This is a genomic window from Nonlabens sp. Hel1_33_55, assembly GCF_900101765.1.
In the GTDB taxonomy this organism is placed as follows: domain Bacteria; phylum Bacteroidota; class Bacteroidia; order Flavobacteriales; family Flavobacteriaceae; genus Nonlabens.
In genome coordinates, this window is record NZ_LT627735.1 from 1,874,729 (window position 1) to 1,900,807 (window position 26,079).

A 26,079-nucleotide genomic window follows, 5' to 3' on the forward strand; every position below is an offset into this window, starting at 1 on the left:
TACTATATTCTTATGCTGATTTACCAGCTTTTCTTCTAATTATTTCTCCTACGAACTTGATACCTTTTCCTTTGTACGGTTCAGGCTTTCTGAAAGCTCTAATTTTAGCAGCAACTTGACCAACTAATTGTTTATCAAATGAAGTCAACTTCACAACAGGATTCTTACCTTTTTCTGAAATTGTTTCAACCTTTACCTCAGGAGCAATATCAATAACGATATTATGTGAAAATCCTAACGCCAAGTCAAGTTTTTGACCTTGATTTGATGCTCTATAACCTACACCAACCAATTCTAACTGCTTTGTCCAACCTACTGATACACCTTCAATCATATTATTGACTAAAGATCTGTATAAACCATGCTTTGCTCTATGATCTTTAGAATCAGAAGGACGAGTTACAAAAACTTCGTTATCCTCAACTTTGATATCCACATCAGCAAATGGTTGCATTAGTTTACCTAATTTACCTTCTACATTGATAACACCGTCAGCAACGTTTACTTGAACTCCTGATGGTATTGCTACCGGATTATTTCCTATTCTAGACATAACTCTTTTTTAATAAACGTAACAAAGAACCTCGCCACCAACGTTTTCAGATCTAGCTTGCTTATCAGTCATAACACCCTTAGATGTAGAAATGATAGCAATACCTAAACCATTCAAAATTCTTGGAAGCTCAGTAGAACCTGCATATTTTCTAAGACCGGGCTTAGACAAACGCTGGATATCTTTTATTACGGACTCCTTTGTATCACGATCGTACTTTAGTGCAATTTTGATAATATCCTGAGTGGATTGCTCCATAAATTTATAGCTTAGGATATATCCTTGATCAAAGAGGATTTTAGTAATCTCTTTTTTCAAATTAGATGCTGGTATCTCAACTACTCTATGGTTCGCACGCACAGCGTTACGAATTCTAGTTAAATAATCTGCTATTGGATCTGTATTCATAATCTTATCTTTAGACTAGTTACCAACTAGCTTTTTTAACACCAGGTATTAATCCCTTATTTGCCATTTCTCTAAACATTACTCGAGATAAACCAAATTGTCTCATGTAACCCTTAGGGCGACCCGTTAACTTACATCTATTATGTAATCTTACCGGTGATGAATTTTTAGGCAATTTTTGAAGCTCTTCATAATCTCCAGCTTCTTTTAGAGCCTTACGCTTTTCAGCGTATTTCTCTACAAGTGCCTCTCTTTTGCGCTCACGCGCTTTCATTGATTCTTTTGCCATTCTTAGTTCTTTTTAAAAGGTAAACCTAACTCTGTAAGCAATGATTTAGCCTCTTTATCTGTTTCAGCACTAGTAACGAACGTAATGTCCATACCAGCAATCTTATTTACTTTATCAATATTGATTTCTGGAAAAATAATTTGTTCTGTAATCCCAAGATTATAATTTCCACGTCCATCAAAGCCAGTTGCCTTGATTCCTTGAAAATCTCTTACCCTTGGCAACGCAACGGTAATAAGACGATCCAAAAATTCATACATGCGTTCTCCTCTTAGAGTTACTTTAGCTCCAATAGGCATGCCCTTTCTTAATTTGAAAGAAGCAACATCTTTCTTAGATAAAGTAGCAACCGCTTTCTGGCCTGTAATCATTGTAAGTTCATCAACCGCATAGTCAATTAACTTTTTATCAGCTACAGCAGCACCAACTCCTCTACTCAAAACAATCTTTTGAAGCTTAGGAATTTCCATAACATTGGAATAACCAAACTCATCTTTAAGTGAAGCAGCAATGCGCTCTTTATATTCTTCCTTAAGTCTTGGAACGTATGACATGACTATATATCTTCTTTAGTTGTACGTGCAATACGTACCTTTTTACCATTCTCAATTTTGTAACCTACGCGAGTAGACTTACCATTACCATCAATAAGAGAAAGATTAGAAACCTGTATAGCAGCTTCTTTTTCTTTAATACCTCCCTGTGGGTTAGTTGCACTAGGCTTCTCATGTTTAGAAACCATATTTACACCTTCCACGATGGCTTTATTTTTATCCAAAATTACTTTAGTAACCTTGCCTTCTGAACCTTTGTGCTCACCAGCAATTACTCTTACAGTATCTCCAGATTTTATTTTCAATTTTCCCATAACTTAATTATAATACTTCAGGAGCAAGTGAAACAATCTTCATGAACTGTCTATCACGTAATTCTCTTGCCACTGGTCCAAATACACGCGTGCCGCGCATTTCTGAGTTAGGATTTAAAAGAACACATGCGTTATCGTCAAATCTAATATAAGACCCGTCTGGACGACGAACCTCTTTCTTAGTACGAACAACAACTGCTGTTGATACAGCTCCTTTTTTGATATTTCCATTAGGAGTAGCTTCTTTAACAGAAACAACTATCTTATCTCCTACTGATGCATAACGTCTTTTAGTTCCACCTAATACACGAATACATAGAACCTCTTTAGCTCCAGTATTGTCTGCGACCTTTAATCTTGATTCCTGTTGTAACATTATTTAGCTCTTTCTAAAATTTCGACAAGTCTCCAAGTCTTTGTTTTACTAAGTGGACGAGTTTCCATGATACGAACCGTATCACCTTCATTACACTCATTCTTTTCATCATGAGCTACGTACTTCTTAGTATTCAATACGAATTTACCGTACATAGGGTGCTTCTGTCTTTTTACTTCAGCAACAACTATGGACTTATCCATTTTACTGCTACGGACAACACCGATACGCTCTTTTCTTAAGTTTCTTTCTTCCATTGCAATTCGTATTATGAATTATTAAGTGCTGTTTTAAGTCTTGCAATCGTTTTGCGCATTTTTGTAATCTGCGATGGATTTTCCAATGGAGATACAATATGTGTACGCTTCAAATCAGCATATGCTTTTTGCGACTCTGCGAGTCTATCTTTCAATTCTTCTTGAGAATATCCTTTAACTTCTGATTGTTTCATGCTATGCCTTATTCTTGATAATCGCGAGCGACTATAAACTTAGTTTTCACTGGTAATTTCTGAGCGGCTAATCGTAAAGCCTCCTGAGCAGTTGCCAATGGTACACCAGATACTTCGAACAATATTCTTCCTGGTTTAACGACAGCAGCCCAATATTCAACAGCACCTTTACCTTTACCCATACGAACCTCAAGAGGCTTTTTAGTAATAGGCTTATCTGGAAATATCTTTATCCATAAAGAACCTTCACGTTTCATAAATCTAGTTGCAGCGATACGAGCAGCTTCTATTTGACGTGAATTTATAAATTCTGAGTCCAGAGACTTGATACCAAATGTACCATAAGCTAGCTGGTTACCTCTACCAGAATCTCCTTTCATGCGGCCTTTCTGCTGCTTTCTAAATTTTGTTTTTCTAGGTTGTAACATTTCTAGCTATATTATTTTCTACGACGACGACTGTTTCCACGATCGGCACCACCTGATTTACCTTGTTTCTTTGAAAGACCTGCTAATGGAGAAAGCTCACGCTTACCATAAACTTCACCTTTCATAATCCATACTTTCACACCAATTCTACCATAAGTAGTATGAGCCTCAACTAATGCATAGTCGATATCTGCTCTAAAAGTGGAAAGCGGTATACGTCCATCTTTATAGGATTCACTACGTGCCATTTCAGCACCATTCAATCTACCAGAGATTTGAATCTTAATACCTTCAGCGTTCATTCTCATTGCAGCTGCAATTGCCATCTTGATAGCACGCCTATAAGAAATACGATTCTCTATCTGACGAGCAACGCTAGCGCCTACTAAATGAGCGTCCAACTCTGGACGTTTGATCTCATGGATGTTGATTTGAACATCTTTTCCAGATATCTTCTTCAATTCCTCTTTCAAACGATCAACTTCCTGACCACCTTTACCGATGATAATACCAGGACGTGCAGTCATTATAGTTATAGTAACCAGCTTAAGAGTACGCTCAATAATAATTCTTGAAACGCTAGCCTTAGCTAAACGAGCATGGATATACTTTCTAAGCTTATCATCTTCTGCAAGCTTATCTCCATAATCGTTACCTCCATACCAGTTAGATTCCCACCCACGGATGATTCCTAATCTGTTACCTATTGGATTTGTTTTCTGTCCCATATTTACTAGTTCTTCTCAGTATTGGATTCACCCAACACAAGAGTGACATGGTTAGATCTTTTTCTTATTCTGTGAGCACGACCTTGAGGAGCTGGTCTTAATCTCTTAAGCATTGTCCCACCATCGACTCTTATTTCTTTGATAAACAAACCTGCGTCTGCAACATCACCTTCTTCATTCTTTGCTTGCCAGTTAGAAATCGCAGATAATACTAGCTTATCTAAGCGTCTCGCTGCTTCCTTAGAAGAAAACTTAAGGATATTTAAAGCATCCTCTACTTTCTTCCCGCGAATAATATCAGCAACCAATCTCATTTTGCGAGGAGAGGTTGGGCAATTATTCAATTTTGCAAAAGCTATACTCTTCTTTTCTTCCTTTAACCTTTCGGCCATTTGTCTTTTACGAACTCCCATAGCTTAAGTTATTTTTTTCCCTTATTCTTAGCAGCCGCGTGTCCACGATAAGAGCGAGTAGGAGAAAATTCTCCCAACTTGTGTCCTACCATATTTTCTGTTACATAAACGGGAACAAATTGTCTTCCGTTATGAACTGCTATAGTTTGTCCAACAAAGTCTGGCGTGATCATAGATGCACGAGACCATGTCTTTATTACTGTTTTCTTTCCAGACTCAACATTTTGAGCCACCTTAGATTCCAACTTATGAAATACATAAGGTCCTTTTTTTAATGAACGAGCCATAATTTATTTCTTTCTACGTTCTAAAATATATTGAGTACTAGCCTTGTTCAAGTCACGTGTACGATAACCTTTAGCAGGAACACCATTACGAGATCTTGGGTGACCTCCAGAGGCACGACCTTCACCACCACCCATAGGGTGATCGACTGGGTTCATCGCAACTGGTCTTGTTCTAGGTCTTCTTCCTAACCATCTACTTCTACCAGCTTTACCACCTACTACTAGTTGATGATCACTGTTTGAAATAGCACCTATAGTCGCTAGACACTCTTGAAGTATTAATCTAATTTCTCCAGAAGGCATTTTCACCGTAGCGTATTTACCATCTCTTGCCATAAGTTGAGCAAATGATCCAGCACTACGAGCGATAACCGCTCCTTGTCCAGGTCTCAATTCAATACAGCTAACAATTGACCCCAAAGGTATATTCGCAAGCTTCATTGCGTTTCCAACTTCTGGTGCAACACTATCTCCAGAAACAATATTCTGTCCTACTTGCAAACCGTTTTGTGCAATCACATAACGCTTTTCACCATCCTGATAATTAACTAACGCGATAAACGCAGTTCTATTAGGATCATATTCAATAGTAGCTACAGTAGCAGGTACACCATGACGATTTCTTTTGAAATCAATGATACGGTAGCGACGCTTATGTCCACCACCTAAGTAACGCATGGTCATACGACCTTTTGCATTACGTCCACCAGAGCGTTTGTTCGGAGCGAGAAGACTCTTCTCCGGCTTATCAGTCGTGATGGCGTCATAGCCATTCACAACTCTAAATCGCTGCCCTGGAGTTACAGGTTTTAATTTTCTTACTGACATTACAGTATTTTATTTATAGATTACTATAAAGATCGATGGTATCACCATCCTTGAGTTGTACAAAAGCTTTCTTAACTGCTGATGTTTTACCAACCTGCGTCCCTGTTTTAGTATGTTTAGTCTTGCGAGCTATTCTAGTGTTCATAGTTCTTACTTTAAGAACGGTTACACCATACACCTCTTCAACTTCTTTCTTAATTTGAACTTTATTAGCCTTGGGAGACACCTCAAAACCATATCGATTCAATAGCTCACTATCGCTAGTTGCTTTTTCCGTAATTATGGGTTTTATTAAAATGCTCATGGCTTATTTACTTAAGTTTTCCTGAATTCCGTCTAGAGAACCTTCCAAGACAACCAAATTGTTGGCGTTCATTATCTTGTAAGTGCTTAATTCTGAGTGAGTTATAACTTCAACACCCTTCAAATTTCGCGAAGACAAATATACATTATTATTTGATTCACCCAACACAAACAATGATTTTTTATCAGAAAGACCTAAACCATTCAAAACATTCTTAAAATCACTAGTTTTAGGAGCATCAAATGTAAAGTTCTCAACTACCTGAAGATTACCTTCTGAAGCCTTCAAACTCAAAGCACTTTTACGTGCTAAACGCTTTTGACCTTTATTCAATTTGAAAGAATAATCTCTTGGTACTGGACCAAAAATTCTACCACCACCTCTAAATATTGGTGACTTAATAGATCCTGCACGTGCTGTACCTGTTCCCTTTTGTTTTTTGATCTTACGAGTACTACCTACAATCTCAGCTCTTTGCTTAGCCTTGTGAGTACCCTGACGTTGATTTGCCTGATATTGCTTTACATCTAAATAGATAGCGTGATCATTAGGCTCAATTCCGAACACATCATCTGATAAGTCTATCTGACGACCTGTTTCTTTTCCTTTAATGTCTATAACTGCTACCTTCATTATTTCTGTACAATTACATAAGAATTCTTGTGACCTGGAATAGCACCCTTAACTACAAGGATGTTTTGTTCTGGAACCACTTTAAGAACTCTTAAATTTTCAACTTTTACCTTTTCATTACCCATCTGACCGGCCATGCGCATTCCTTTAAATACACGAGCTGGATAAGATGCAGCACCGATGGAACCAGGAGCTCTCAATCTGTTATGCTGACCGTGAGTCGCTTGACCTACACCGGCAAAACCATGACGTTTTACAACACCTTGGAATCCTTTTCCTTTTGATGTACCGCTTACATCAACAAATTCACCTTCAGTAAACATGTCGACACCTACAGTATCACCTAATTTGTACTCCTTATCAAAACTTTTGAATTCAGCAACTTTTCTTTTGACAGCAGTACCAGCTTTCTTGAAGTGCCCTTGAGCAGCTTTAGAAGCATTTTTGTCTGATTTGTCATCGAAACCTAATTGCAAAGCGGCATAGCCGTCTGTCTCTTCAGTTCTGACTTGGGTAACTATACAAGGGCCAGCTTGGATAACGGTACATGGCATATTTTTACCATTTTCGTCATAGATGCTGGTCATCCCTATTTTTTTTCCTATTAACCCAGACATAATTATTAATTAATTGTTATTGATTTTTTGTTGTGTTCCGCTTTCGCGAAAGCGAGATAACCTAAAAGTTTATCACACTTTAATTTCAACTTCAACTCCACTAGGAAGTTCAAGTTTCATAAGTGCATCAATCGTTTTAGATGAAGAACTATAGATATCCAACAGTCTTTTGTAGGAACTAAGTTCAAACTGCTCACGAGACTTTTTGTTAACGTGAGGAGATCTCAATACGGTAAATATTTTTTTGTGTGTTGGTAATGGAATAGGGCCAGTAACCACTGCTCCAGTACTTTTCACGGTCTTTACAATTTTTTCAGCAGATTTATCTACCAGCATGTAATCGTAAGACTTTAACTTGATTCTGATTTTTTGACTCATCTCTTGAAAATTAGTTATTACCCTTAGTTGCAGCGATTACTTCCTCGCTGATGTTTTTAGGAGTCTCTGCATAGTGAGAGAATTCCATCGTTGAAGTAGCTCTACCTGAAGAAAGTGTTCTCAAGGTAGTTACATAACCGAACATCTCAGAAAGAGGAACTTCAGCCTTTACGACTTTGGCACCTGCTCTATCACCCATATCATTCACTTGACCACGACGACGGTTTAAGTCACCAACAATGTCTCCCATGTTTTCTTCTGGAGTAATAACTTCAACCTTCATGATAGGTTCAAGAATTACCGCACCAGCTGCTTTAGAAGCCGCACGATAACCCATTCTAGCAGCAAGTTCAAATGAAAGAGCATCAGAATCCACCGGGTGGAAAGATCCATCCTTAAGTGTTACTCGCATGCTATCCATTTCAAAACCAGCCAATGGACCGTTTGTCATCGCTTCTCTAAATCCTTTTTCAATCGCAGGGATAAATTCTTTAGGAATGTTACCACCTTTAATTGTATTGATAAATTGTAGACCTTCTTCAATTTTACCATCCTCGTTCTCTTGAGCAGGCTCCATTGTGAAGACAATATCTCCAAATTTACCACGTCCACCAGATTGCTTCTTGTAAGTCTCACGGTGATCTGCAGATCTCGTAATCGCCTCTTTGTACTCTACTTGTGGCGCTCCTTGATTGAGCTCAACCTTAAACTCGCGACGCATACGGTCGACAATAATATCTAAGTGAAGTTCACCCATTCCAGAAATGATGGTCTGGCCAGAGGCCTCATCAGTTCTAACTTGGAATGTTGGATCCTCTTCTGCTAGTTTTGCAAGAGCCATACCCATTTTATCAACGTCTGCCTTAGTTTTGGGCTCAACAGCGATACCAATTACTGGGTCTGGGAAATCCATGGATTCCAATACAATTGGGTGCTTCTCATCAGACATGGTGTCACCAGTCTTAATATCTTTAAATCCTACTGCAGCTCCAATATCTCCAGCCTCGATGAAATCGATGGCATTTTGCTTGTTAGAGTGCATCTGGTATATACGAGAGATACGTTCTTTCTTACCTGAACGATTGTTCAGAATGTAAGAACCAGCATCTAAGTGACCTGAATATGCGCGGAAGAATGCAAGACGACCTACGAACGGGTCAGTAGCAATCTTAAATGCAAGTGCTGCAAAAGGAGCAGTAACATCAGGCTTGCGTAATTCTTTTTCTCCAGTATCTGGATTAGTTCCTATAATACCTTCTTTATCAGTTGGTGCAGGCAAATAACGACAAACAGCGTCTAGCAAGAACTGAACACCTTTATTTTTAAATGCACTACCACAAATCATAGGTATGATCGCCATATCCATTACCGCTGCACGCAATGCTGCATGCACTTCTTCTTCTGTAATAGAATTCTCATCTTCCATGTACTTCTCAAGAAGATTCTCGTCATAAGTAGCTACCTCTTCAATAAGCATACCTCTATACTTACGAGCTTCTGCCTTAAGCTCTTCTGGAATTTCAATAACATCAAAAGTCGCCCCTTGAGTCTCATCATGCCATACAATAGCACGGTTCTTCACTAGATCAACAATTCCTTTAAAGTCGCCTTCTTCACCAATGTTTAAAACAATTGGCACTGCATTAGACTTCAACATATCCTTTACTTGCTGACATACAGCAAGAAAGTTAGATCCTTGACGGTCCATCTTGTTTACAAATCCAATACGTGGTACTTTATAATTATCAGCAAGTCTCCAGTTCGTCTCTGATTGTGGCTCAACACCATCAACAGCACTAAACAAGAATACCAACCCATCAAGTACACGTAATGATCTGTTTACCTCTACGGTAAAGTCAACGTGACCTGGAGTGTCAATAATATTAAAGTGATATGATTTAGTTTCTGGTAAATCCTGAGCGTTCTCCATAGGGAACTTCCAGGTACAAGTAGTTGCAGCAGATGTGATAGTAATACCACGCTCCTGCTCTTGCTCCATCCAGTCCATAGTTGCAGCACCATCGTGCACTTCACCTATTTTATGGCTTACTCCAGTATAAAAAAGAATACGCTCTGTCGTAGTGGTTTTACCGGCATCAATGTGCGCAGCAATTCCAATATTTCTTGTGTATTTTAAGTCTCTTTGTGCCATTTTTAGAATCTAAAGTGTGAGAATGCCTTATTGGCTTCTGCCATTTTATGAGTATCTGTCTTTTTCTTAACAGCTGCACCTTCTTCCTTTGCGGCAGCAAGGACTTCAGCAGCTAGCTTTTGAGAAAAAGATTTCTCGTTACGCTTTCTAGAATAGCTAATCAACCACTTCATGGCAGTAGATATCTTTCTATCTGGACGTATTTGCATAGGAATCTGGAATGTCGCTCCACCTACACGGCGGCTACGAACTTCTACATGAGGCATTACGTTTGATAATGCATCTTTCCAAATTTCAAGTGAATTTTTTTCTTCATCCTGATTTTTCTCTTCAACGATATCCATCGCATCATAGAAAATCTTGAATGCTACTGACTTCTTACCATGCAACATCATCATGTTGACAAATCGAGTCACTAGCTGGTCATTGAAACGTGGATCCGGAAGGATCGGACGTTTTTTTGCCTGTCTTTTTCTCATTTCTTCTCTTTGAGTTTGTTAATAGACGCCCACAAAGTGAGCACTAAAAATTAATTACTTCTTAGGGCGTTTTGCACCATACTTAGACCTACGTTGCGTGCGATCTGCAACACCTGCGGTGTCAAGCGCACCACGAACGATGTGGTATCTAACTCCTGGTAAATCTTTAACCCTTCCACCTCTAACCAATACTATCGAGTGTTCTTGTAGATTGTGTCCTTCTCCTGGAATGTATGCATTCACTTCCTTACCATTGGTAAGTCTTACACGCGCTACCTTTCTCATTGCAGAGTTAGGCTTCTTAGGCGTTGTAGTGTAAACACGAGTACAAACTCCACGACGTTGAGGACAAGAATCTAAAGCAGCCGATTTGCTCTTCTTGGTTATTTTGGATCTTCCTTTACGTACTAATTGTGAAATCGTTGGCATATTGTTTTACGCTAATAAATTAATCCCCTATTTTAGGGTCGGCAAAGGTATGAATATTATTTACTTATTCAAATCTCATTCTCAAGTTTTTACCATAACTTTTTTGAACGATGCTTAAAAAAATTCCTTTTACCATATCTATATTGTCCTTATAAGAGATTTCCAATTGGCAAAGAAAGCTGTCCTTATTATATATATACTTTTCTCCTGGGGCATTTCTGCTCAAAAAAATGCCGTTAGAATTCTAATAAAGCGAGAAATTTCCTCTCTTAAGGCTGCGGACACAGTATTCATCAATCGATCATCGTTAGACGACTTGACCCAAAAGATGGATAGTGTTAAAGGCGATTTGATACGTAAAGGATATCTCAATTTAGTTGCAATCGACACCAATGACGGTTCTACAAATCAAGTTGAAATAATTCTCAACAGAAAATACGAGACTATTATTATTGAGGAAATAGATAGTGGTGTAAAAATGGATAGTTTGAAAGTTCCGCTTTCGCGAAAGCGAACTACCCTAACAACTCCAGAAAATCTAGAAAAGCAGCTTAGTTCGATTCAAGCATTGCGCAATTCCCAGGGATCTCCATTTGCAGAAGTAGTAGTAGACCGATGGAATTTCACAGATCAAGATACCGCACGTGTCTATATTAAAATAATAAATAGCGAAAAACGCAAGATTGATAAAATCGTGGTCAACGGTTATCCCAAGTATCCTGAAAATGTGATTAGAAATTTAATGGGCCAGTCGGCATTATACAATTCTAAAAACATCGAAAGGCTGAAAACTAGGATCTCAAATCTGGCTTACCTTGAAAACATTAAAGAACCTCAAGCTCTTTTTAAAGAAGATAGTACCTTACTATATATCTATGTAAGGAAGAAAAATATCAATAAGGCTGATGGCCTAATCAGTTTCAACACTGACGAGGATGGAAAATTAAGGTTCAATGGGTTTTTAGACGCAAGCCTTGTCAATAATTTCAATTATGGTGAGCAATTTAATTTTGAATATCGCAATGATGACAACTCTCAAACGAACATTGATCTTCAATTAAGTATTCCAGCAATTATTTTAAAAAAAATTGGAGTCGCTGGAGAACTTACTATAACTAGAAGAGACTCTTTATATCAAAACTCGAGCTTGCAAACCGGGCTGAGCTATAATTTCTTAAACAACTTCAGTTCGCAGCTCAACTATTACAGTAAAACATCTGTACAAGAAAGCAATTCAAATTCAATCTCAGATTTTCAAACAAGAGGATTCTCTACACGGCTCAACTATATACAGATTTCTAATAATCTTTTACAACCTGAGTCTTTGAGAGTTCAAATTGGCGCTGGTATATATGAAAGGCAGTTAGGTAATCAAGAGACATTTCAATACACCTTAGAGGCATACATTGAAAAGTTGTGGAACCTTTCAAGAAGTATAAATCTAAAATCCACGTTGAATAACTTCTTACTTAAAACAGACGATTTACAATTTAATGAGCTGCGTCAAATAGGTGGCGTGCGCACGATAAGAGGTTTTAACCAAAATAATATTGATACTGCCGCGTATTCTTTGTTGCAAACTGACGTCAAATATGCTTTTAACGACCGTATTTACGTTAGTGTGATCAGTGATGGAGGCGTGTTTGAGGATTTTACTGAGAGAAAACCGCAATATTTGTACTCCTTTGGTGCGGGATTCGGAATATTAACTAACGCTGGAATCCTAAGATTAGAGGTCGTTAACGGCCGTTTTTTGAACTCTAATCAGGGCATTTCCAGCACTATAGCACATCTAAATTTCAGGATATTATTTTAGTAAAGTTACCTTAATGTTAACCTGTCCTTAAATAAATCTATAAATTACCTCTGAAAAGTTGTTTTATTAACTGTTTTTTGGCACTTTTGGCGCTGGCTAATTCAAATAAATCTAAACATGAAAACAAAATTAAATGGAATTTTAACGCTATTGCTAGCGTTAGTTGTGCAAGTAGCTTTTGCACAGCAAACGGTTACCGGTAAGGTAACTGACCCAGCGGGCGAACCTATTCTAGGGGCTACCGTATTGGTAAGAGGTAGTTCAAACGCTACCACGACAGATTTTGATGGTAATTATACTATACTGGCCAGACCAGGAGAAGTATTGACCTATCAATTCTCTGGTTATGACTCACAAAATATTACATTGGGAACTCAAAGCGTTATTAATATTTCGCTCAAGACTTCTCTTGAAGCTGTTGTTGTTACTAGTTATCGAACTAGTAGTAAAGCTAAAAGCAACGTGGCAGCCTCTACCGTAACCAATGAGACCATTGAAAATAGACCGAATGCATCTTTCGTTCAAACACTTGAAGGTCAAGTTGCAGGTTTAAATATTTTCACGACTTCAGGTCAACCAGGTGGTAACTCTGTGGTTAACCTGAGAGGTATAGGTTCTATCAACGGTAATACTGAGCCATTATTTATTATTGATGGTGCGCCAGTTGATGAAGATAACTTTAGAAGTTTGAATCCACAGGAAATTGCCGAAGTGACAGTACTTAAAGATGCTGGAGCAACTTCCATTTATGGAAATAGAGGTTCAAATGGTGTAATAATCATTAAGACGAAGCGTGGTAGTTTTAATTCACCTTTGAGAATATCTGCTAACACTATCTTGTCTTTCAATACTTTGCAGGATAATGATTACAATAGATTAAATTCTCAACAATTATTAACTCTGGAACGCCAGCAAGGAGTAGGTAGAGGTGCAACATTGAGCGATGCTGAAATTGCAGCAGCTGATAATTTTGATTGGACGGATTACTTTTTTAGAACGGGAGTTTCCAAAAACAACACCCTTAGTTTAACTAGCGGTGGCGAAAATTCGAGTCAATTCACTTCTTTAGGTTATTTTGAACAAGATGGTATTCTTATCAATTCGAATCTTAAAAGATTTAATGTAAGAAGTAATGTGACCGGTAAATCAGAAAATGATCGTTTTCAATACAATACTAATCTATCCATGAACTACTCACGTAGTGATGAACCTAACAACGTTGGAACAGGTGGTATTAACAGAAACTACCTTTTGGGAGCACTACAATCTGTACCTTATATTACTCCAGACGATTATACGAATGGAGGAGATTTAACAAGTCCACTATCGTTCACTAATACACCGTTATTTCTCTTGGATTTAGGAAGAACGTTTGAGCGTTTTGAAGAAGAAATAAAGTTATTGGGTTCTGCTAATTTCTCTTATCAGTTGACTGATAACATAACAGCTCGTTCTGTATCTAGTTTTGATTACCAAAACATTTCTTTAACAAGATCCGAAAGACCTGATAGTTTCAATGCGTTATTATTTGGTGGTGAAGCAAATCCTACTGCTGGTTTTCAAGACCAATCCACAACACGTCAGTTCTCTTTCAACCAGTTGACGTCCTTAGGTTTCAACAAGACTTTCAACGATTTACATACAATTGATGTAGGATTATACACGGAATACTTCAAAGCTCACTTGCGATCCTTTGGATATTTTGCTAACGGTTTAGATGGTAGAACTTTCTCACCAGGAGATGGTAGTGGTTTTGTTGGAGCTCGTTTGAACGAAGATGCTGATGGTATATTATTTAATGATACCGCTAGAGCTAACATCCTTAATTCAGGACTCTTTTCATACTTTGCTAGTGCAGACTATGATTATGATGGTAAGTATGGTTTAGGTGCTACTATTCGTAGAGATGCATCCTCCCGATTTGCCGACACTTTTAGATATGCTACGTTCTATTCTGTTTCTGGTAGATGGAATCTTTCTGAAGAAGATTTTCTAGAAGGAAATGAAACTATTAACTCATTGAAACTTAGAGCGAGTTATGGTACAACGGGTAATCAAAACATTGTAGGTGGTGGATACTTCGGTGGTCTTAACTTAACCAGAGACTTCTTTGTAACTGGTGGTGGTTATTCAAACAACAATGCATTATTCCCAGGACCTATTCCTAACCCATTCTTGAAATGGGAAACAACCTCACAATTTAATGTAGGTGTTGATTACGCTTTATTTGACAATCGATTGAGAGGTTCCTTAGATTTCTATACTAGAACAACAGATGATCTTTATCAATCAACTCCTATCTCAGGTACTGTTGGTACAGGCGGTTTCTTGACTCCTGCAAATTTTGGAAGTTTAACAAATCGTGGTATAGATCTTGAGTTGAGATATGATATAATTCGTGGACAAGAAAGAGGTGACTTTGAATTGGAAGCATTTTTCGTAGGAAACTATAATCAAAATGAATTGGATGAATTACCAGGAGATGACGGTCAAGTAATTGGTGTAGGTCGTGAAGGTGGACCAATTGGTGAATATTTCTCCGTTAGATATGCAGGTGTTAATCCAGCCAATGGAAACTTATTATTTTTGACGGCAGATGGTGATTTAACTGAAAGTCCTAATCCAGATACTGATCGCGTATTTCTAGACAAAAATATCACACCAGAATATCAAGGAAGTTTTGGTTTTAACGCTGACTTCAAAGGATTTTTCTTCCAAAGCCAATTTCAATATGCTGGAGGGATAGACCGTTTTGACAATGATCTTTCTATTGTTCAAGACATTACGAGTTTAGGTCAATTTAATTTGTCAGAAGATTTATTAAGAGCTTGGACTCCAGATAATCGTGTAACTGATATTCCTTCTTTGAATGCTACGAACCTTGATTTCGCAAGTACAAGGTATTTGAGAGAATCAGATTACGTTAGATTACGTTTTGTAACATTAGGTTATAGCTTTAACAGAGATGTTTTACAAAAAATGAACTTAACTAATCTTAAACTTTTCGTGAATGCTGAAAATTTAGTCACCTTTACCAAATGGAGAGGATTTGACGCAGCTGGATATCAAAATGGTTCACGACAATATCCGACGCCGAAAATCGTTTCTTTCGGTGTTGAAATAGGAATTTAAAAAAAAAGAAAACATGAAAAATATAAAGTATTTATTAGTAATGGTGTTCACGGCTGGCTTCTTTAGCAGCTGTGAAGACGCAATAGATATCGAGCAAGTAGGTTTACTTGAAGAAGATATTGCATATCAAACAGCAGCAGACCTTATCGACGGACTACAAGGAGCATATGCGAGTTTAGATACAACTCCAGAAATTCACTTCAATAGTGTTTTTACAGACGAGATAAGAATTGGATATGATAATGGAGGGCAAGGTAGAGCGCTTTACTCTTTTCAATTTAATGCAGCTAGTGCAGGTCCTTCAGCTATATGGACAAGAGGATATCGAGCGATTAATTTATCGAATCGAGTTATTGCTGCGGCAGAAGGGTTTCTCGCACAAAATGAAGATGAAGATTCAGATAATGACTTTTCTGACGATGATGTTGTAAGTATCGGTGATTCTTTGGCACAAGCTTTAGCCATAAGATCCTTTGTTTATCTTCAGATGTTAAGCTATTATAGCCCAGATTTGACAGATCCATCGTCCTTGGGTGTACCACTAATAGATTTTGTTATTGAAGATGAATTTAATTTTGTTCCACCATTGCGTAGCACAACTGGAGAAATTTTTAATTTCATAGAAACAGACCTTTTAAGAGCTAGAGATTTGATAGCAGATGTACAAAATACATTTTTCTTCAGCCTTGATTCTATAGATGCTATACGTGCTAGAGCTTTCTCCTATGCTGGAGACTATGATTCTGCAGAGCCGTTGGCATCAGATCTATTGGACTTTTATCCGTTAGCAACTCAAGCGGAATATCGAGCTCTTTTTACAGATGCTGGAACAGCTGAAGTAATCTTTAAATTACAGCGTGCACTCGACGATCCATATGATGGTCAAGGTGCTACAGGTAGTTCTTTTGCTGGTGGATGGGCAGGTGCTAATTATGCATTTGTAGGTCCAGGAACTGGTGGTTCGCCTTATTATGAGGTAGCTACTGACTTAGCACTAACTGTGCAAGTAGCAGATGTTAGAAGTGAAGTTATATACGAATTCTTTCCTACATTCCCATTGGCAGGTCGAGATGTTTATACCGTTAATAAGTATCGTGGATCAAGTGGTCAACCTTTGATGAATGATTTAAAAATATTTAGATCACCCGAAATGCTATTTATACTAGCAGAGGGAGCCGCGCAAGATGGAGATTTTGATACAGTAGAAGACCTTCTAGATGATCTTAGAGACGCCAGATTTGATTTGGATATCCCAAGAGAAGAATATACTTCAGCACAGGAAGCTTATGGCGCAATTTTGGATGAGAGAAGATTAGAGTTTGCGTTTGAAGGTTACAGGTATAAAGATCTAAGAAGACTAGGTGCCTTAGGTAACAGAAGTATCGACAGAGCCGACCAAGATTGCGAACGATTCAACGCTTGTGATTTACCTATAACCGATTTCAGATTCACTTGGCCAATCCCACAAGCAGAATTCAATGCAAATCCTCCTTTGAGAGATCAACAAAACCCAGGTTATTAATACTTAAAATTTAAGAAAATGAAAAAATTATTAATATTTAGTGTATTAGCTTGTCTATCCTTGATAGGATGTGATAAAGAAGATGAGCTAATCTTTTTAGATGTCGAAAACGGCCAAAATCTTGTTCAATTCATAAATCGCGCGGAAGAACTTCCGATAGTTGAGAATTCGACTGGTTCAGTAAGTGTTCCAGTAGGAGTTACCACAGTTTCAGATGTTGATCGAACTTTCCCAATCTCTGTTGATCCAAGCTCTACAGCTCTACCTGCGTCTTATGAGATAGGAAATACCGTTACTATTCCTGCAGGTGAGTATGTTGGTTTCATTGAAATCAATGGTACAGACAATAATGTTGAAGTTACTCCTAGAGCACTTATTTTGAACCTTGAACCTACTGGGGATATTGTTTTGAATGAGCGAACTTCAACAATAGCCGTCAGTATTTTTCAAGTATGTCCGCTTCCAGATGATTTCGCAGTAGGAGATTATGATCTTGTGGTAACTCAATCGGCTGGAGGTTTTGGCTTCCCGATTTTTAGAAGTCCTGATAGTGAAAGTTCCGCTGACCGTGGTAAAACTAGAGTTACCTTGACAGCAGCTAGCATTTCACAACGAACTTATTTAGCTATTCCTAGGAGTGGTGGAACTGCTCAGGCTAGAACATTTACTTTGAATTTTATTTGTAACAGTTTAAACTTGGCTGATAACGTTGCAGATCCGATAAATCCTCCATTGCTTTATGGTCCAGGTCGCACAGCTTCTTCTTATGCAAATACCACTGATGATTCATTATTTATCGTAAATTTTACTGGAAATGTAAACGGAGCTTTTGGTGGAGCTCCAGCACAAGGTACATTTGAGTTGAGAAAGAGATAAATAAATATTTTAAGCTCATAATTATTACCCGTCTAGAAATTCTAGACGGGTTTTTTATTACCCAAAACTCAAGGAGCAAATGCTATCTTTACACCATGGATACAAAACAACAAATTCACGGACTGCGACCTATTCTAGAAGCCATAGAAAGCGGTGAGGAAATATCTAAGATCTATTTCCTTAAAGAAGGTAATGGAGTCTTATTTAATCAACTGAAGTTCGCTGCTAAGAAAGCTGGAATAGGAACATCCTTTGTTCCTGAAGAGAAGCTATACAAACTCACTAAGGAGAATCACCAAGGAGCAGTGGCTGTATTATCGCCTATCTCCTACTCTAATCTTGAAGAAGTTCTTGAAGAAGCAAATCTTGAGGAAAATCCTCAATTCTTGCTATTGGACGGTGTTACAGATGTGGGTAATTATGGAGCGATCATACGCACCGCAGAATGCACTGGCGTTGCTGCTATCATAGTGTCTGAAAAAGGATCTGCTCCTATAAACGGCGTTGTCGTTAAGACAAGTGCTGGCGCAGTATTCAATATTCCTATTTGCAAGGTCAACCATCTCAAAGATGCTATCTACCTTATGCAGGCCTACGGAATCCAAACTATGGGAGCTTCTGAAAAGGCTGAAAAGTCAATTTACCAAACCGATTTAAATATTCCGCTGGCGTTAGTCATGGGTAGTGAGGATCGCGGGATCAACCCTTCAACTCTCAAAATATTGGACCAGACCTTCAGTTTACCTATGCTAGGTAAGATTGCCTCCTTGAATGTTTCTGTAGCTTGTGGTGCTATGTTGTATGAAGCGGTAAGGCAACGTCAATCTTAATATTGTCATTCTTCTTCATCTATTTGAATAGGAGAAAAATTACCATCTTCATCAAACTGCTGTAAGAACCACTCTTCTTCTGGAGAGATTATTTTAGTTATAGGATTGCTATAGGGTTTCTCTTTTGTAATATTTATTTTCATTACGGTAGCTAATATCAATCCAGCAATAGCACCACTTAAATGTCCTTCCCAGGACATATTTGGTTTTATAGGTAGCATATACCATACAAGGCTTCCATATAAAAAAACAACAATTAAACTAGCTGCTATCTGTCGATAGTTGTTTAGAAAAATCCCTTTGAAGAAAATAAAACTAGCAAGAAAATAAACTACACCGCTAGCACCAATATGATAAGAATCTCTTCCAATAGTCCAAGTGAGTAAACCAGTTAGCAAGATGCCCAATATCAAGATCTTTGAACTCCATTGATTATAAAACAGACTTAAAAAGAATAATAAAACTGCCATGGGTGCTGTATTACTCCACAAGTGTGAAAATCCGGAATGAATAAATGGACTGGTAAGAATTCCCATCGAACCTTTTAAAGTGCGAGGGTACAATCCATATTTAGTAAAATCAGTATAAAACCGCATCTCTAACCAGAATACAAACCACATCCCAAAAACCATGAGTAAAGGCTTGACTAGCCATCGCGGATTAAAGGAAGGTGTACGATTATCCATATCTCATACCATTCAATTACCTAGCCTTAATCATAAGAGCCGTAATTTTGTCATAGTAAAATTTGAATGAAATTAAAAGGCATATGTCACAAGCGCCATTAGCAGAAAGAATTAGACCCAAACATCTCTCTGAGTATTTGAGTCAATCACACCTCGTGGGCGAAAAAGGAGCCTTGAGAAATCACATCCTAAACGGGACAATACCTTCATTCATTTTGTGGGGACCACCAGGAACTGGTAAAACGACCCTTGCTGAAATAATTGCACAAGAGTCTCAACGCCCATTTTATAAATTGAGCGCTATAAATAGTGGTGTCAAGGATATTAGGGAAGTAATAGACAAAGCCAAAAATGCTGGTGGAATTTTCACTCAAAAGAATCCTATTCTCTTCATTGACGAGATTCACAGATTTAGTAAATCCCAGCAAGATTCACTGTTAGGAGCAGTAGAACGTGGCTGGGTGACCCTAATTGGTGCCACTACAGAAAATCCCAGTTTTGAAGTTATCCCAGCGCTTTTAAGTCGTTGTCAGGTGTATGTATTGGAAGCTTTTTCTAAAGAAGAATTAATTCAGCTTCTTCACCGAGCGATAAAAACAGATCAACTTTTCAAGGGGAAAGAAATCGAATTGAAAGAAACCAATGCACTACTTAGAATAAGTGGCGGTGATGCTCGTAAGCTCCTAAATATTTTTGAGCTGGTCGTCAATTCCCAGAACGAAAAAAGTATTTCCATCACAAATGAAATGGTTCTTGATCAGGTTAGCTCTAATCCCGCTAGATATGATAAAACTGGTGAACAGCACTATGATATAATAAGTGCCTTTATAAAATCAATTAGAGGTAGCGACCCAAACGCAGCTGTTTACTGGCTCGCCAGAATGATTGAAGGTGGTGAAGATCTTAAATTTATCGCTAGACGCATGCTTATTCTTGCCAGCGAGGATATAGGTAATGCTAATCCTACTGCGTTGATTATGGCTAACAATACATTCCAAGCAGTAAGCACCATAGGGTATCCAGAATCTAGAATTATATTGAGCCAGTGCGCGGTTTATCTTGCCACTAGTATAAAAAGTAATGCGTCGTATCTAGCGATAGGTAAAGCCCAGCAAATGGTGAAGCAAACGGGCGACCTTTCAGTTCCATTGGGATTGCGTAATTCTCCAACCAAGCTCATGAAGGATCTAGGTTATGGTGATGAGTATAAATATGCTCACGACTTTGATGGCAATTTTGCATTCAATGAATTTCTTCCAACAGAAATTAGTGGTACTACCCTATTCGAACCTGGGGAAAATCCGCGTGAGAAGTCGCAAAGAGAATTTCTTCAAAAACGCTGGGGCAAGCACTACAATTATGGGAGCAACAAAGATTGAATTTCCTTAAGATCTGCAACTATAGATTCCTTACCAGCTTGAGTGGAGTCATTAGTAAACCATATCGTGCGTAAACCTGCATTGCGAGCGCCTAATATGTCAGCTTCATAACTGTCACCTATCATAACGCTGTTATCCGTTCTAGCACCTGTGTCTTTCATCGCACGCTCAAAAATAGCAGGATCTGGTTTTTTGATACCAGCTGTCTCTGCAGTCAGAACATATTTAAAATACGGTAACAAACCAGAGTTTTCCATCTTTCGAGCCTGTACCTCATCAAAGCCGTTGGTAATAATATGAAGTTCAAAATTGTGCTTTAGAGTATCCAGCAGCTCCAAACAATTAGGGAACAAGTGATTGTGATTGGGAAGGTAATCCAGATACAAATCTGCATACCGGTTGATATGATCGTCTGCCACCTTGTAATTACAGGCGTCAAAAGTATCTTTAAGTCGTTGGTACCTCAACTGCTCTTTAGTAATCTCGCTTTCGCGAAAGCGTTTCCAAAATTTAAGATTCAAAGGTTCGTAGATGGCAATAAATTCTTCAAGGTCTAGTTCAAGCTGTTCTTCCTCAAAAATTTGGGAATAAGCCATCTTGCTATTACGATCAAAATCCCAAAGGGTGTGATCAAGGTCAAAAAAGACGTGTTGTATTCCTTTAAAATTACTCATCTATAATGGATTCTAAGATTTCAAGCGCGTGGCTCTTTATGTCGAGATCAAAATGTTCGTAATGAAATTGTACTATAAAATTTCCGCCAACATTGTCCACGGCATTCTGGATTTCTTTTAGAACAGATTGCTGACCGCTGCGCGTTTGTAGTGCCATCGTATTGTAATGCAAACAATAGGGATGGATAAGTAATGGCGTCTGCACCTCATAATCCAAATCATAGAAATAGAAAGGCAGACTTGTGGACGCCCTAAAACCAGGCTCTGCCACGTAACCCATACTGTAATCTTCCATTGTTTTAGTATCTACCAATAACTTATAATGGCCAGGCATGCTAATCTTAGAATTTGCAGCCATGGTGTGCTGCAATGGTCGTTTGACAAGTTCTTCAAAGCGTTTTTCTTCCTGATAAACATCCTCGTTCGAGGTATTGCTAGAGAAACGGAGGCCAACCTTTACATAATCGGCGATATGTTTTATCGCTTCTACATAGCTTTTGCTTTTATAAGTCACGCCTGTGTTGAAGTCATTATAGTTTCCTAAATGAAAGAAAAACACCATTGCAGCGCTGTGTTTTCTTGATTTGTTTCTATCAAATCTAGAGTTTTTGACAGGCCTTAGGATGTTGGTGCTATTGTCATAAGGATCCTCGCGCAAGTTGAGCAGTGTCTGCAACTGCTTCCATGCTCGATTAAGCCTCAAATTGCGTACGTGTCTCACAAACAAAGTCGCATTAACGATAACGCCTCGCTTTCTATACTTATTGAAGCTAGCCACTTCTATGGCAATTGTTTTTTTGGGAATTCGCTTTCGCGAAAGCGAACTTATCTCCAGCTTCAATACCAATTGAGCAAACTTTTTAACCCATAAGTCTATGAGTGGTTCGCGTAAGAAATCATGTTTGTAGGCGATACTCTCATATGGACTATATCTTCCCAAATCATCTTTTACCTGTGGGAAGTATTCTTCATATCTCGTAATCAAGTAAAATGATGCGGCAAAAATATCAAATGGAATATCGCTCCTTTCTGGAGCCTGAAAAAATGCTGGTAACTGATCCCAATCCATGATGTCAATCTCATGATCATCAATACCGTGCTCACTAAGCAATCCATTTGACCAGATAAAAGTTTCCTCGCCTAATGGCTTATCACCATAAGAAAACTTTGTTCCCTCATGACCCACAAATACATTGAGTTCTCCAGTAACCTCATATTTCACCTGCAACATCCTGCGGAATATATGCTTGAAGATATACTGCTTTCTTGAAGTTAGGTCAGGACAATAGATCAGTATCATAAAAGGCTGTTGTCTGCAAAGCTATAGTAGTTTTGCTGGGTAATGATCAAATGATCCAATACTTTAATGTCTAGCGTATCGCCAGCAGTCTTGATCTTTTTGGTAATATCTTGATCTTGTCTGCTGGGTTTTAGTGTGCCGCTAGGATGGTTGTGTGCAATAATTAGTGCCACAGCACCGGCAGCAATAGCTTGTTTAAAAAGTAATCTGTGATCTACATGCGTTGCGGTAATACCGCCTTTACTGATTTGATGTTTTTCCAGAACCTTGTTGCTGTTGTCCAACAATAACACCCAAAATTCTTCATGTGGCAACTCACCCATGATGGGCTGCAATATCTTGAAAGCGTCTTGAGAGCAGGTTATTTTTAAAATTTGAGTTGGTGCTTCCATCGCCCTGCGCCGTCCTAATTCCATGGCAGCTGCAATAGTGATGGCTTTGGCCTCGCCTATTCCTCTATGCACCATCAACTCTTTCAAAGTCTTTTTTCCTAGTTGTTGCAATGATTGACCTGCGTCACTTAGAATATTTCTACTCAACTCAACGGCACTCATTGAAACGGTACCGCTTCCCAAAAGAATGGCGAGAAGCTCTGCATCGCTCAAGCTCCTGCTTCCCTGCTGGAGCAACTTTTCTCTAGGACGATCACTTTCTGACCAATCCTTAATAGAGATATATGAACGAGGCGTTGCCATTTAAATAGTTCTATCGAGTGAATACGGGTTCGTTCTCCTTCACGGTATCTTTCTCACTATACTGATAATCATCACCAGCAAACTTCAAAATATCATTTAGGCTGTTGGCCTTTTGCTCGACAAGATATCTTGCCATTACACCTCTAGCCTTTTTAGCATAGAAAGCAATGATCTTAAGCTTACCATTTTTGTAGTCTTTGAATACGGGACTTATAAGAGTTCCCTTCTGGTTCTTTTTATCAATCGCTTTAAAATATTCATTACTTGCTAGATTGACGAGCAGCTCATCATCTTTCATCTCTTTATTTAGCTCTGGAGTAATTTTATCCTTCCAGAATTCATAGAGATCCTTATTGAGTTCGATGGGTAATTTGGTTCCCATCTCAAGTCTGTAAGGTTGTAAAAGGTCTAGTGGTCTTAGTACACCATACATTCCAGATAGAATTCTGATGCGATCCTGAGCATCATCCAGCAATTCTGTATCCATACTGTAGGCATCAAATCCAGAATAAACGTCTCCAGCAAATGCATAAATAGCAGGCCTTGCTACAGATTTATCGTGCTCTTCTTTGAAATCTTTATATCGCTGATAATTGAGGTCTGCCAGCTTTTCTGAAACACCCATCAATTCTTGAATCTCTTTTTTAGTCTGACGTTCCAGTTTTGCATTAATCTGGATTGCTTCATCTACAAAAGCGGGTTGCGTACCTCTTGAGGTTGGAAGTTTTGTATCGTAATCCAATGTTTTGGCTGGCGAAAGAAGAATTTTCATACTAATAATTTAAACCTCTAAATTAAGGATTGAATATTACAAAATGATCTATAGAACCTAGGTTCTTGACTTAGTCCATTTGGGCATGAGAGGCATAGTTGCGCCATTTCTCAATACAAGCGCTAATATCATCAGGAATATCGCTTGAGAAACTCATCCACTCCTTAGTTGCTGGATGTTCAAAACCTAGCGTTTTTGCATGCAGTGCCTGTCTAGGTAAAATTTTAAAGCAATTGTCTACAAACTGTTTATACTTTGTAAAGTTTGTCCCTTTTAAAATTCGGTCGCCTCCATATCGCTCATCGTTAAATAAGGTATGACCTATATGTTTTAAATGGACACGTATCTGGTGCGTGCGACCTGTCTCCAACTTGCACTTGATCATAGAGACATAACCTAGATCTTCCATCACTTCATAATGCGTGACGGCAGGTTTTCCTTTATCTGCATCATCGCCTTCCCAGACGGTATTTTGCAAACGATTTTTAGGATGTCTTCCTATATTTCCTTCAATGGTTCCGCTGGATTCAGTAAAGTTTCCCCATGCAATGGCGACATACTCACGTTCACTTGTTTTAGCAGCAAATTGGGCTGACAAATAGGACATGGCGTACTCTGTTTTAGCAATCACTAGCAAGCCACTAGTATCCTTATCAATTCTATGAACTAGACCTGGACGTTCACTGGAGTTATTCGGTAGATTTTCAAAATGATAAATGAGTGCATTAATTAATGTTCCAGAATAATTTCCATGACCTGGATGCACTACCATTCCAGCAGGCTTGTTTACCACAACAAGTGTATCGTCTTCATATATTATGTCTAGCGGGATATTTTCTGCTACCAATAAATTCTCGTGTGGTGGATGATTGAGCAGTACTCTAATATCGTCCTCAGGTTTTACCTTGTAGTTGGATTTGACAATATCGCCGTTAACTCTAACTGATCCATCCTTGATGGCACCTTGAATCTTGTTGCGTGTGGAGTTCTCGATAAAGTTCATCAAGAATTTATCGATCCTTAAAGGTTCCTGTCCTGAACTGGCGACAAAATGATAATGTTCATGGAGATTGTCATCATCCATCTCTTCATCATAACTATTAAGCATCATCCTCTACCGCTTCTTGATCAGATTCAGAATTCTCCAACTCAGATTCCTCAGATTCTTCCTCATATTCCTGTCCTAATCTTTTACCATCTCCTAGAACCAAATCAACTGTAGATGCCTTACGCAATTGTGTGCCAGACTCTAGATTTTCTCCATTGTGTCTTAGTTCCAGAACCATGTCTGTTGCGATATTCTGTTTGTAGGTGATGTCTCCTATTTTAAAGCCCAAAGCTTCCAGTGTTGGAATAGCTTGACGTTTTGTTTTGAAAACTACATTAGGCACGAGCACCTTTCCATATCCAGAAGGATTCAACTTGATATAAATCTGTCTGTTTTCCTTTACGTATAAACCAGCTTTTGGATTTTGTTCGATGACAGATCTTGGAGGAAAATCTGGATTGAAGCTGGCACTATCAATAATATGGCGACGCAAGTCCATTTCCTCAAGTATATCATCAGCTTCTGATAAACTCTTGCGAGTAAGATCAGGAACAGTAATTTGTTGACCATGATTGGTATGCCAGTCTAACCAAAAGAGATATCCAAAGCACAACACCACTACCAAAATAACTGCGAGCAACATTTGAACCCAAAAAGTCTTGGTAAACATGAACTGAAAAAAATTCATAAATCAGGCGTTAGTTCTTAAGGCACGAGAGCCTCAAATA

General features: G+C 38.4%; 33 protein-coding genes. 6 read left to right on the plus strand and 27 right to left on the minus strand.

What is annotated here, in order from left to right; genetic code table 11:
• Nucleotides 1–10 precede the first annotated feature (10 nt).
• From rplF to rpsL, 20 genes are all read right to left on the minus strand, one after another.
• Complete coding sequence (gene rplF, locus BLO34_RS08335) at nt 11–553, minus strand: 50S ribosomal protein L6 (protein ID WP_090754385.1); 543 nt, start codon at nt 551–553, stop codon at nt 11–13.
• Between the two features lie 9 nt (nt 554–562).
• A complete protein-coding gene (gene rpsH / locus BLO34_RS08340) occupies nt 563–961 on the minus strand; it encodes a 30S ribosomal protein S8 (protein ID WP_090754387.1) in 399 nt (132 codons plus the stop codon).
• A gap of 19 nt (nt 962–980) precedes the next feature.
• Complete coding sequence (gene rpsN / locus BLO34_RS08345; protein ID WP_055412074.1) at nt 981–1,250, minus strand: 30S ribosomal protein S14; 270 nt, start codon at nt 1,248–1,250, stop codon at nt 981–983.
• A gap of 2 nt (nt 1,251–1,252) precedes the next feature.
• The gene (gene rplE / locus BLO34_RS08350) at nt 1,253–1,804 is read right to left on the minus strand and encodes a 50S ribosomal protein L5 (protein ID WP_090754390.1); all 552 of its coding nucleotides are present in this window, start codon (nt 1,802–1,804) and stop codon (nt 1,253–1,255) included.
• Nucleotides 1,805–1,806: 2 nt separating this feature from the next.
• On the minus strand, nt 1,807–2,118 hold the full coding sequence (gene rplX, locus BLO34_RS08355) for a 50S ribosomal protein L24 (RefSeq protein ID WP_090754392.1): 312 nt from the start codon (nt 2,116–2,118) through the stop codon (nt 1,807–1,809).
• A 7-nt stretch (nt 2,119–2,125) separates the two neighbouring features.
• On the minus strand, nt 2,126–2,494 hold the full coding sequence (rplN, locus tag BLO34_RS08360) for a 50S ribosomal protein L14 (RefSeq protein WP_055412071.1): 369 nt from the start codon (nt 2,492–2,494) through the stop codon (nt 2,126–2,128).
• Nucleotides 2,494–2,751 carry a 30S ribosomal protein S17 gene (gene rpsQ / locus BLO34_RS08365; RefSeq protein WP_055412070.1) on the minus strand — a complete coding sequence of 86 codons (258 nt, stop codon included), beginning with the start codon at nt 2,749–2,751 and terminating at the stop codon, nt 2,494–2,496. The genes rplN and rpsQ overlap by 1 nt, the downstream gene beginning before the upstream one ends.
• Before the next feature lie 11 nt (nt 2,752–2,762).
• Nucleotides 2,763–2,945, minus strand: coding sequence for a 50S ribosomal protein L29 (gene rpmC, locus BLO34_RS08370; RefSeq protein ID WP_090754395.1), 183 nt, complete (start codon nt 2,943–2,945; stop codon nt 2,763–2,765).
• Between the two features lie 8 nt (nt 2,946–2,953).
• Nucleotides 2,954–3,373 carry a 50S ribosomal protein L16 gene (rplP, locus tag BLO34_RS08375; protein ID WP_090754397.1) on the minus strand — a complete coding sequence of 140 codons (420 nt, stop codon included), beginning with the start codon at nt 3,371–3,373 and terminating at the stop codon, nt 2,954–2,956.
• 11 nt (nt 3,374–3,384) lie between these two features.
• Nucleotides 3,385–4,101, minus strand: a complete 717-nt coding sequence (gene rpsC, locus BLO34_RS08380) for a 30S ribosomal protein S3 (RefSeq protein WP_090754399.1) — start codon at nt 4,099–4,101, stop codon at nt 3,385–3,387.
• Nucleotides 4,102–4,106: 5 nt separating this feature from the next.
• Entirely contained in the window at nt 4,107–4,514 is a 408-nt protein-coding gene (rplV, locus tag BLO34_RS08385; protein WP_090754401.1) for a 50S ribosomal protein L22, read from the minus strand.
• 8 nt (nt 4,515–4,522) lie between these two features.
• On the minus strand, nt 4,523–4,801 hold the full coding sequence (rpsS, locus tag BLO34_RS08390; protein ID WP_041494981.1) for a 30S ribosomal protein S19: 279 nt from the start codon (nt 4,799–4,801) through the stop codon (nt 4,523–4,525).
• A 3-nt stretch (nt 4,802–4,804) separates the two neighbouring features.
• Nucleotides 4,805–5,629, minus strand: a complete 825-nt coding sequence (gene rplB, locus BLO34_RS08395; protein ID WP_090754402.1) for a 50S ribosomal protein L2 — start codon at nt 5,627–5,629, stop codon at nt 4,805–4,807.
• Between the two features lie 13 nt (nt 5,630–5,642).
• Nucleotides 5,643–5,933 carry a 50S ribosomal protein L23 gene (gene rplW, locus BLO34_RS08400; protein WP_055412065.1) on the minus strand — a complete coding sequence of 97 codons (291 nt, stop codon included), beginning with the start codon at nt 5,931–5,933 and terminating at the stop codon, nt 5,643–5,645.
• Nucleotides 5,934–5,936: 3 nt separating this feature from the next.
• Nucleotides 5,937–6,566 carry a 50S ribosomal protein L4 gene (gene rplD, locus BLO34_RS08405; RefSeq protein ID WP_090754404.1) on the minus strand — a complete coding sequence of 210 codons (630 nt, stop codon included), beginning with the start codon at nt 6,564–6,566 and terminating at the stop codon, nt 5,937–5,939.
• On the minus strand, nt 6,566–7,183 hold the full coding sequence (rplC, locus tag BLO34_RS08410; RefSeq protein ID WP_090754407.1) for a 50S ribosomal protein L3: 618 nt from the start codon (nt 7,181–7,183) through the stop codon (nt 6,566–6,568). The genes rplD and rplC overlap by 1 nt, the downstream gene beginning before the upstream one ends.
• A gap of 72 nt (nt 7,184–7,255) precedes the next feature.
• A complete protein-coding gene (gene rpsJ / locus BLO34_RS08415) occupies nt 7,256–7,561 on the minus strand; it encodes a 30S ribosomal protein S10 (protein ID WP_041494987.1) in 306 nt (101 codons plus the stop codon).
• A 10-nt stretch (nt 7,562–7,571) separates the two neighbouring features.
• Nucleotides 7,572–9,713, minus strand: a complete 2,142-nt coding sequence (gene fusA / locus BLO34_RS08420) for an elongation factor G (RefSeq protein WP_090754409.1) — start codon at nt 9,711–9,713, stop codon at nt 7,572–7,574.
• 2 nt (nt 9,714–9,715) lie between these two features.
• On the minus strand, nt 9,716–10,192 hold the full coding sequence (rpsG, locus tag BLO34_RS08425) for a 30S ribosomal protein S7 (RefSeq protein ID WP_090754411.1): 477 nt from the start codon (nt 10,190–10,192) through the stop codon (nt 9,716–9,718).
• Between the two features lie 54 nt (nt 10,193–10,246).
• Entirely contained in the window at nt 10,247–10,621 is a 375-nt protein-coding gene (gene rpsL, locus BLO34_RS08430; RefSeq protein ID WP_055412060.1) for a 30S ribosomal protein S12, read from the minus strand.
• Between the two features lie 328 nt (nt 10,622–10,949).
• Here rpsL and BLO34_RS08435 point away from each other — a divergent pair, with 328 nt between their 5' ends.
• From BLO34_RS08435 to rlmB, 5 genes are all read left to right on the plus strand, one after another.
• The gene (locus BLO34_RS08435; RefSeq protein WP_157686744.1) at nt 10,950–12,437 is read left to right on the plus strand and encodes a hypothetical protein; all 1,488 of its coding nucleotides are present in this window, start codon (nt 10,950–10,952) and stop codon (nt 12,435–12,437) included.
• A 117-nt stretch (nt 12,438–12,554) separates the two neighbouring features.
• The gene (locus tag BLO34_RS08440) at nt 12,555–15,569 is read left to right on the plus strand and encodes a SusC/RagA family TonB-linked outer membrane protein (protein ID WP_090754415.1); all 3,015 of its coding nucleotides are present in this window, start codon (nt 12,555–12,557) and stop codon (nt 15,567–15,569) included.
• 13 nt (nt 15,570–15,582) lie between these two features.
• A complete protein-coding gene (locus BLO34_RS08445; protein ID WP_090754416.1) occupies nt 15,583–17,091 on the plus strand; it encodes a RagB/SusD family nutrient uptake outer membrane protein in 1,509 nt (502 codons plus the stop codon).
• Between the two features lie 18 nt (nt 17,092–17,109).
• Entirely contained in the window at nt 17,110–17,967 is an 858-nt protein-coding gene (locus tag BLO34_RS08450; protein ID WP_090754418.1) for a DUF1735 domain-containing protein, read from the plus strand.
• A gap of 95 nt (nt 17,968–18,062) precedes the next feature.
• Nucleotides 18,063–18,797 (plus strand): 23S rRNA (guanosine(2251)-2'-O)-methyltransferase RlmB, encoded by a 735-nt coding sequence (rlmB, locus tag BLO34_RS08455; RefSeq protein WP_090754420.1) that lies wholly within the window; start codon nt 18,063–18,065, stop codon nt 18,795–18,797.
• Between the two features lie 5 nt (nt 18,798–18,802).
• On the opposite strand, the gene BLO34_RS08460 is transcribed toward rlmB, so the two are convergent.
• Entirely contained in the window at nt 18,803–19,483 is a 681-nt protein-coding gene (locus BLO34_RS08460; protein WP_090754422.1) for a rhomboid family intramembrane serine protease, read from the minus strand.
• Nucleotides 19,484–19,566: 83 nt separating this feature from the next.
• On the opposite strand from BLO34_RS08460, the gene BLO34_RS08465 reads away from it, so the two are divergent.
• On the plus strand, nt 19,567–20,862 hold the full coding sequence (locus BLO34_RS08465; RefSeq protein ID WP_090754424.1) for a replication-associated recombination protein A: 1,296 nt from the start codon (nt 19,567–19,569) through the stop codon (nt 20,860–20,862).
• On the opposite strand, the gene BLO34_RS08470 is transcribed toward BLO34_RS08465, so the two are convergent.
• The 6 genes from BLO34_RS08470 to BLO34_RS08495 form a co-directional block, all read right to left on the minus strand.
• Nucleotides 20,841–21,536, minus strand: a complete 696-nt coding sequence (locus BLO34_RS08470) for a YjjG family noncanonical pyrimidine nucleotidase (protein WP_090754426.1) — start codon at nt 21,534–21,536, stop codon at nt 20,841–20,843. The two genes, BLO34_RS08465 and BLO34_RS08470, sit on opposite strands and share 22 nt — an antisense overlap.
• Nucleotides 21,529–22,836: a DUF7033 domain-containing protein gene (locus BLO34_RS08475; protein WP_231959441.1), complete on the minus strand. Its 1,308-nt coding sequence runs from the start codon at nt 22,834–22,836 to the stop codon at nt 21,529–21,531. The genes BLO34_RS08470 and BLO34_RS08475 overlap by 8 nt, the downstream gene beginning before the upstream one ends.
• Complete coding sequence (radC, locus tag BLO34_RS08480; RefSeq protein ID WP_090754428.1) at nt 22,833–23,531, minus strand: RadC family protein; 699 nt, start codon at nt 23,529–23,531, stop codon at nt 22,833–22,835. Before radC ends, BLO34_RS08475 begins: the two co-directional genes overlap by 4 nt.
• 10 nt (nt 23,532–23,541) lie before the next feature.
• Nucleotides 23,542–24,303 carry a peroxide stress protein YaaA gene (yaaA, locus tag BLO34_RS08485; protein WP_090754430.1) on the minus strand — a complete coding sequence of 254 codons (762 nt, stop codon included), beginning with the start codon at nt 24,301–24,303 and terminating at the stop codon, nt 23,542–23,544.
• 70 nt (nt 24,304–24,373) lie between these two features.
• A complete protein-coding gene (locus tag BLO34_RS08490; RefSeq protein WP_172823965.1) occupies nt 24,374–25,414 on the minus strand; it encodes an RluA family pseudouridine synthase in 1,041 nt (346 codons plus the stop codon).
• Nucleotides 25,404–26,039, minus strand: coding sequence for a PASTA domain-containing protein (locus BLO34_RS08495; RefSeq protein ID WP_090754432.1), 636 nt, complete (start codon nt 26,037–26,039; stop codon nt 25,404–25,406). The genes BLO34_RS08490 and BLO34_RS08495 overlap by 11 nt, the downstream gene beginning before the upstream one ends.
• Between the last annotated feature and the right edge of the window lie 40 nt (nt 26,040–26,079).

What these genes read in the sequence shown, in the direction of transcription:
- rplF (WP_090754385.1), bottom strand. Translation starts at nt 553, where the DNA reads ATGTCTAGAATAGGAAATAATCCGGTAGCAATACCATCAGGAGTTCAA.
- rpsH (WP_090754387.1), bottom strand. Translation starts at nt 961, where the DNA reads ATGAATACAGATCCAATAGCAGATTATTTAACTAGAATTCGTAACGCT.
- rpsN (WP_055412074.1), bottom strand. Translation starts at nt 1,250, where the DNA reads ATGGCAAAAGAATCAATGAAAGCGCGTGAGCGCAAAAGAGAGGCACTT.
- rplE (WP_090754390.1), bottom strand. Translation starts at nt 1,804, where the DNA reads ATGTCATACGTTCCAAGACTTAAGGAAGAATATAAAGAGCGCATTGCT.
- rplX (WP_090754392.1), bottom strand. Translation starts at nt 2,118, where the DNA reads ATGGGAAAATTGAAAATAAAATCTGGAGATACTGTAAGAGTAATTGCT.
- rplN (WP_055412071.1), bottom strand. Translation starts at nt 2,494, where the DNA reads ATGTTACAACAGGAATCAAGATTAAAGGTCGCAGACAATACTGGAGCT.
- rpsQ (WP_055412070.1), bottom strand. Translation starts at nt 2,751, where the DNA reads ATGGAAGAAAGAAACTTAAGAAAAGAGCGTATCGGTGTTGTCCGTAGC.
- rpmC (WP_090754395.1), bottom strand. Translation starts at nt 2,945, where the DNA reads ATGAAACAATCAGAAGTTAAAGGATATTCTCAAGAAGAATTGAAAGAT.
- rplP (WP_090754397.1), bottom strand. Translation starts at nt 3,373, where the DNA reads ATGTTACAACCTAGAAAAACAAAATTTAGAAAGCAGCAGAAAGGCCGC.
- rpsC (WP_090754399.1), bottom strand. Translation starts at nt 4,101, where the DNA reads ATGGGACAGAAAACAAATCCAATAGGTAACAGATTAGGAATCATCCGT.
- rplV (WP_090754401.1), bottom strand. Translation starts at nt 4,514, where the DNA reads ATGGGAGTTCGTAAAAGACAAATGGCCGAAAGGTTAAAGGAAGAAAAG.
- rpsS (WP_041494981.1), bottom strand. Translation starts at nt 4,801, where the DNA reads ATGGCTCGTTCATTAAAAAAAGGACCTTATGTATTTCATAAGTTGGAA.
- rplB (WP_090754402.1), bottom strand. Translation starts at nt 5,629, where the DNA reads ATGTCAGTAAGAAAATTAAAACCTGTAACTCCAGGGCAGCGATTTAGA.
- rplW (WP_055412065.1), bottom strand. Translation starts at nt 5,933, where the DNA reads ATGAGCATTTTAATAAAACCCATAATTACGGAAAAAGCAACTAGCGAT.
- rplD (WP_090754404.1), bottom strand. Translation starts at nt 6,566, where the DNA reads ATGAAGGTAGCAGTTATAGACATTAAAGGAAAAGAAACAGGTCGTCAG.
- rplC (WP_090754407.1), bottom strand. Translation starts at nt 7,183, where the DNA reads ATGTCTGGGTTAATAGGAAAAAAAATAGGGATGACCAGCATCTATGAC.
- rpsJ (WP_041494987.1), bottom strand. Translation starts at nt 7,561, where the DNA reads ATGAGTCAAAAAATCAGAATCAAGTTAAAGTCTTACGATTACATGCTG.
- fusA (WP_090754409.1), bottom strand. Translation starts at nt 9,713, where the DNA reads ATGGCACAAAGAGACTTAAAATACACAAGAAATATTGGAATTGCTGCG.
- rpsG (WP_090754411.1), bottom strand. Translation starts at nt 10,192, where the DNA reads ATGAGAAAAAGACAGGCAAAAAAACGTCCGATCCTTCCGGATCCACGT.
- rpsL (WP_055412060.1), bottom strand. Translation starts at nt 10,621, where the DNA reads ATGCCAACGATTTCACAATTAGTACGTAAAGGAAGATCCAAAATAACC.
- BLO34_RS08435 (WP_157686744.1), top strand. Translation starts at nt 10,950, where the DNA reads ATGGATAGTGTTAAAGGCGATTTGATACGTAAAGGATATCTCAATTTA.
- BLO34_RS08440 (WP_090754415.1), top strand. Translation starts at nt 12,555, where the DNA reads ATGAAAACAAAATTAAATGGAATTTTAACGCTATTGCTAGCGTTAGTT.
- BLO34_RS08445 (WP_090754416.1), top strand. Translation starts at nt 15,583, where the DNA reads ATGAAAAATATAAAGTATTTATTAGTAATGGTGTTCACGGCTGGCTTC.
- BLO34_RS08450 (WP_090754418.1), top strand. Translation starts at nt 17,110, where the DNA reads ATGAAAAAATTATTAATATTTAGTGTATTAGCTTGTCTATCCTTGATA.
- rlmB (WP_090754420.1), top strand. Translation starts at nt 18,063, where the DNA reads ATGGATACAAAACAACAAATTCACGGACTGCGACCTATTCTAGAAGCC.
- BLO34_RS08460 (WP_090754422.1), bottom strand. Translation starts at nt 19,483, where the DNA reads ATGGATAATCGTACACCTTCCTTTAATCCGCGATGGCTAGTCAAGCCT.
- BLO34_RS08465 (WP_090754424.1), top strand. Translation starts at nt 19,567, where the DNA reads ATGTCACAAGCGCCATTAGCAGAAAGAATTAGACCCAAACATCTCTCT.
- BLO34_RS08470 (WP_090754426.1), bottom strand. Translation starts at nt 21,536, where the DNA reads ATGAGTAATTTTAAAGGAATACAACACGTCTTTTTTGACCTTGATCAC.
- BLO34_RS08475 (WP_231959441.1), bottom strand. Translation starts at nt 22,836, where the DNA reads ATGATACTGATCTATTGTCCTGACCTAACTTCAAGAAAGCAGTATATC.
- radC (WP_090754428.1), bottom strand. Translation starts at nt 23,531, where the DNA reads ATGGCAACGCCTCGTTCATATATCTCTATTAAGGATTGGTCAGAAAGT.
- yaaA (WP_090754430.1), bottom strand. Translation starts at nt 24,303, where the DNA reads ATGAAAATTCTTCTTTCGCCAGCCAAAACATTGGATTACGATACAAAA.
- BLO34_RS08490 (WP_172823965.1), bottom strand. Translation starts at nt 25,414, where the DNA reads ATGATGCTTAATAGTTATGATGAAGAGATGGATGATGACAATCTCCAT.
- BLO34_RS08495 (WP_090754432.1), bottom strand. Translation starts at nt 26,039, where the DNA reads ATGAATTTTTTTCAGTTCATGTTTACCAAGACTTTTTGGGTTCAAATG.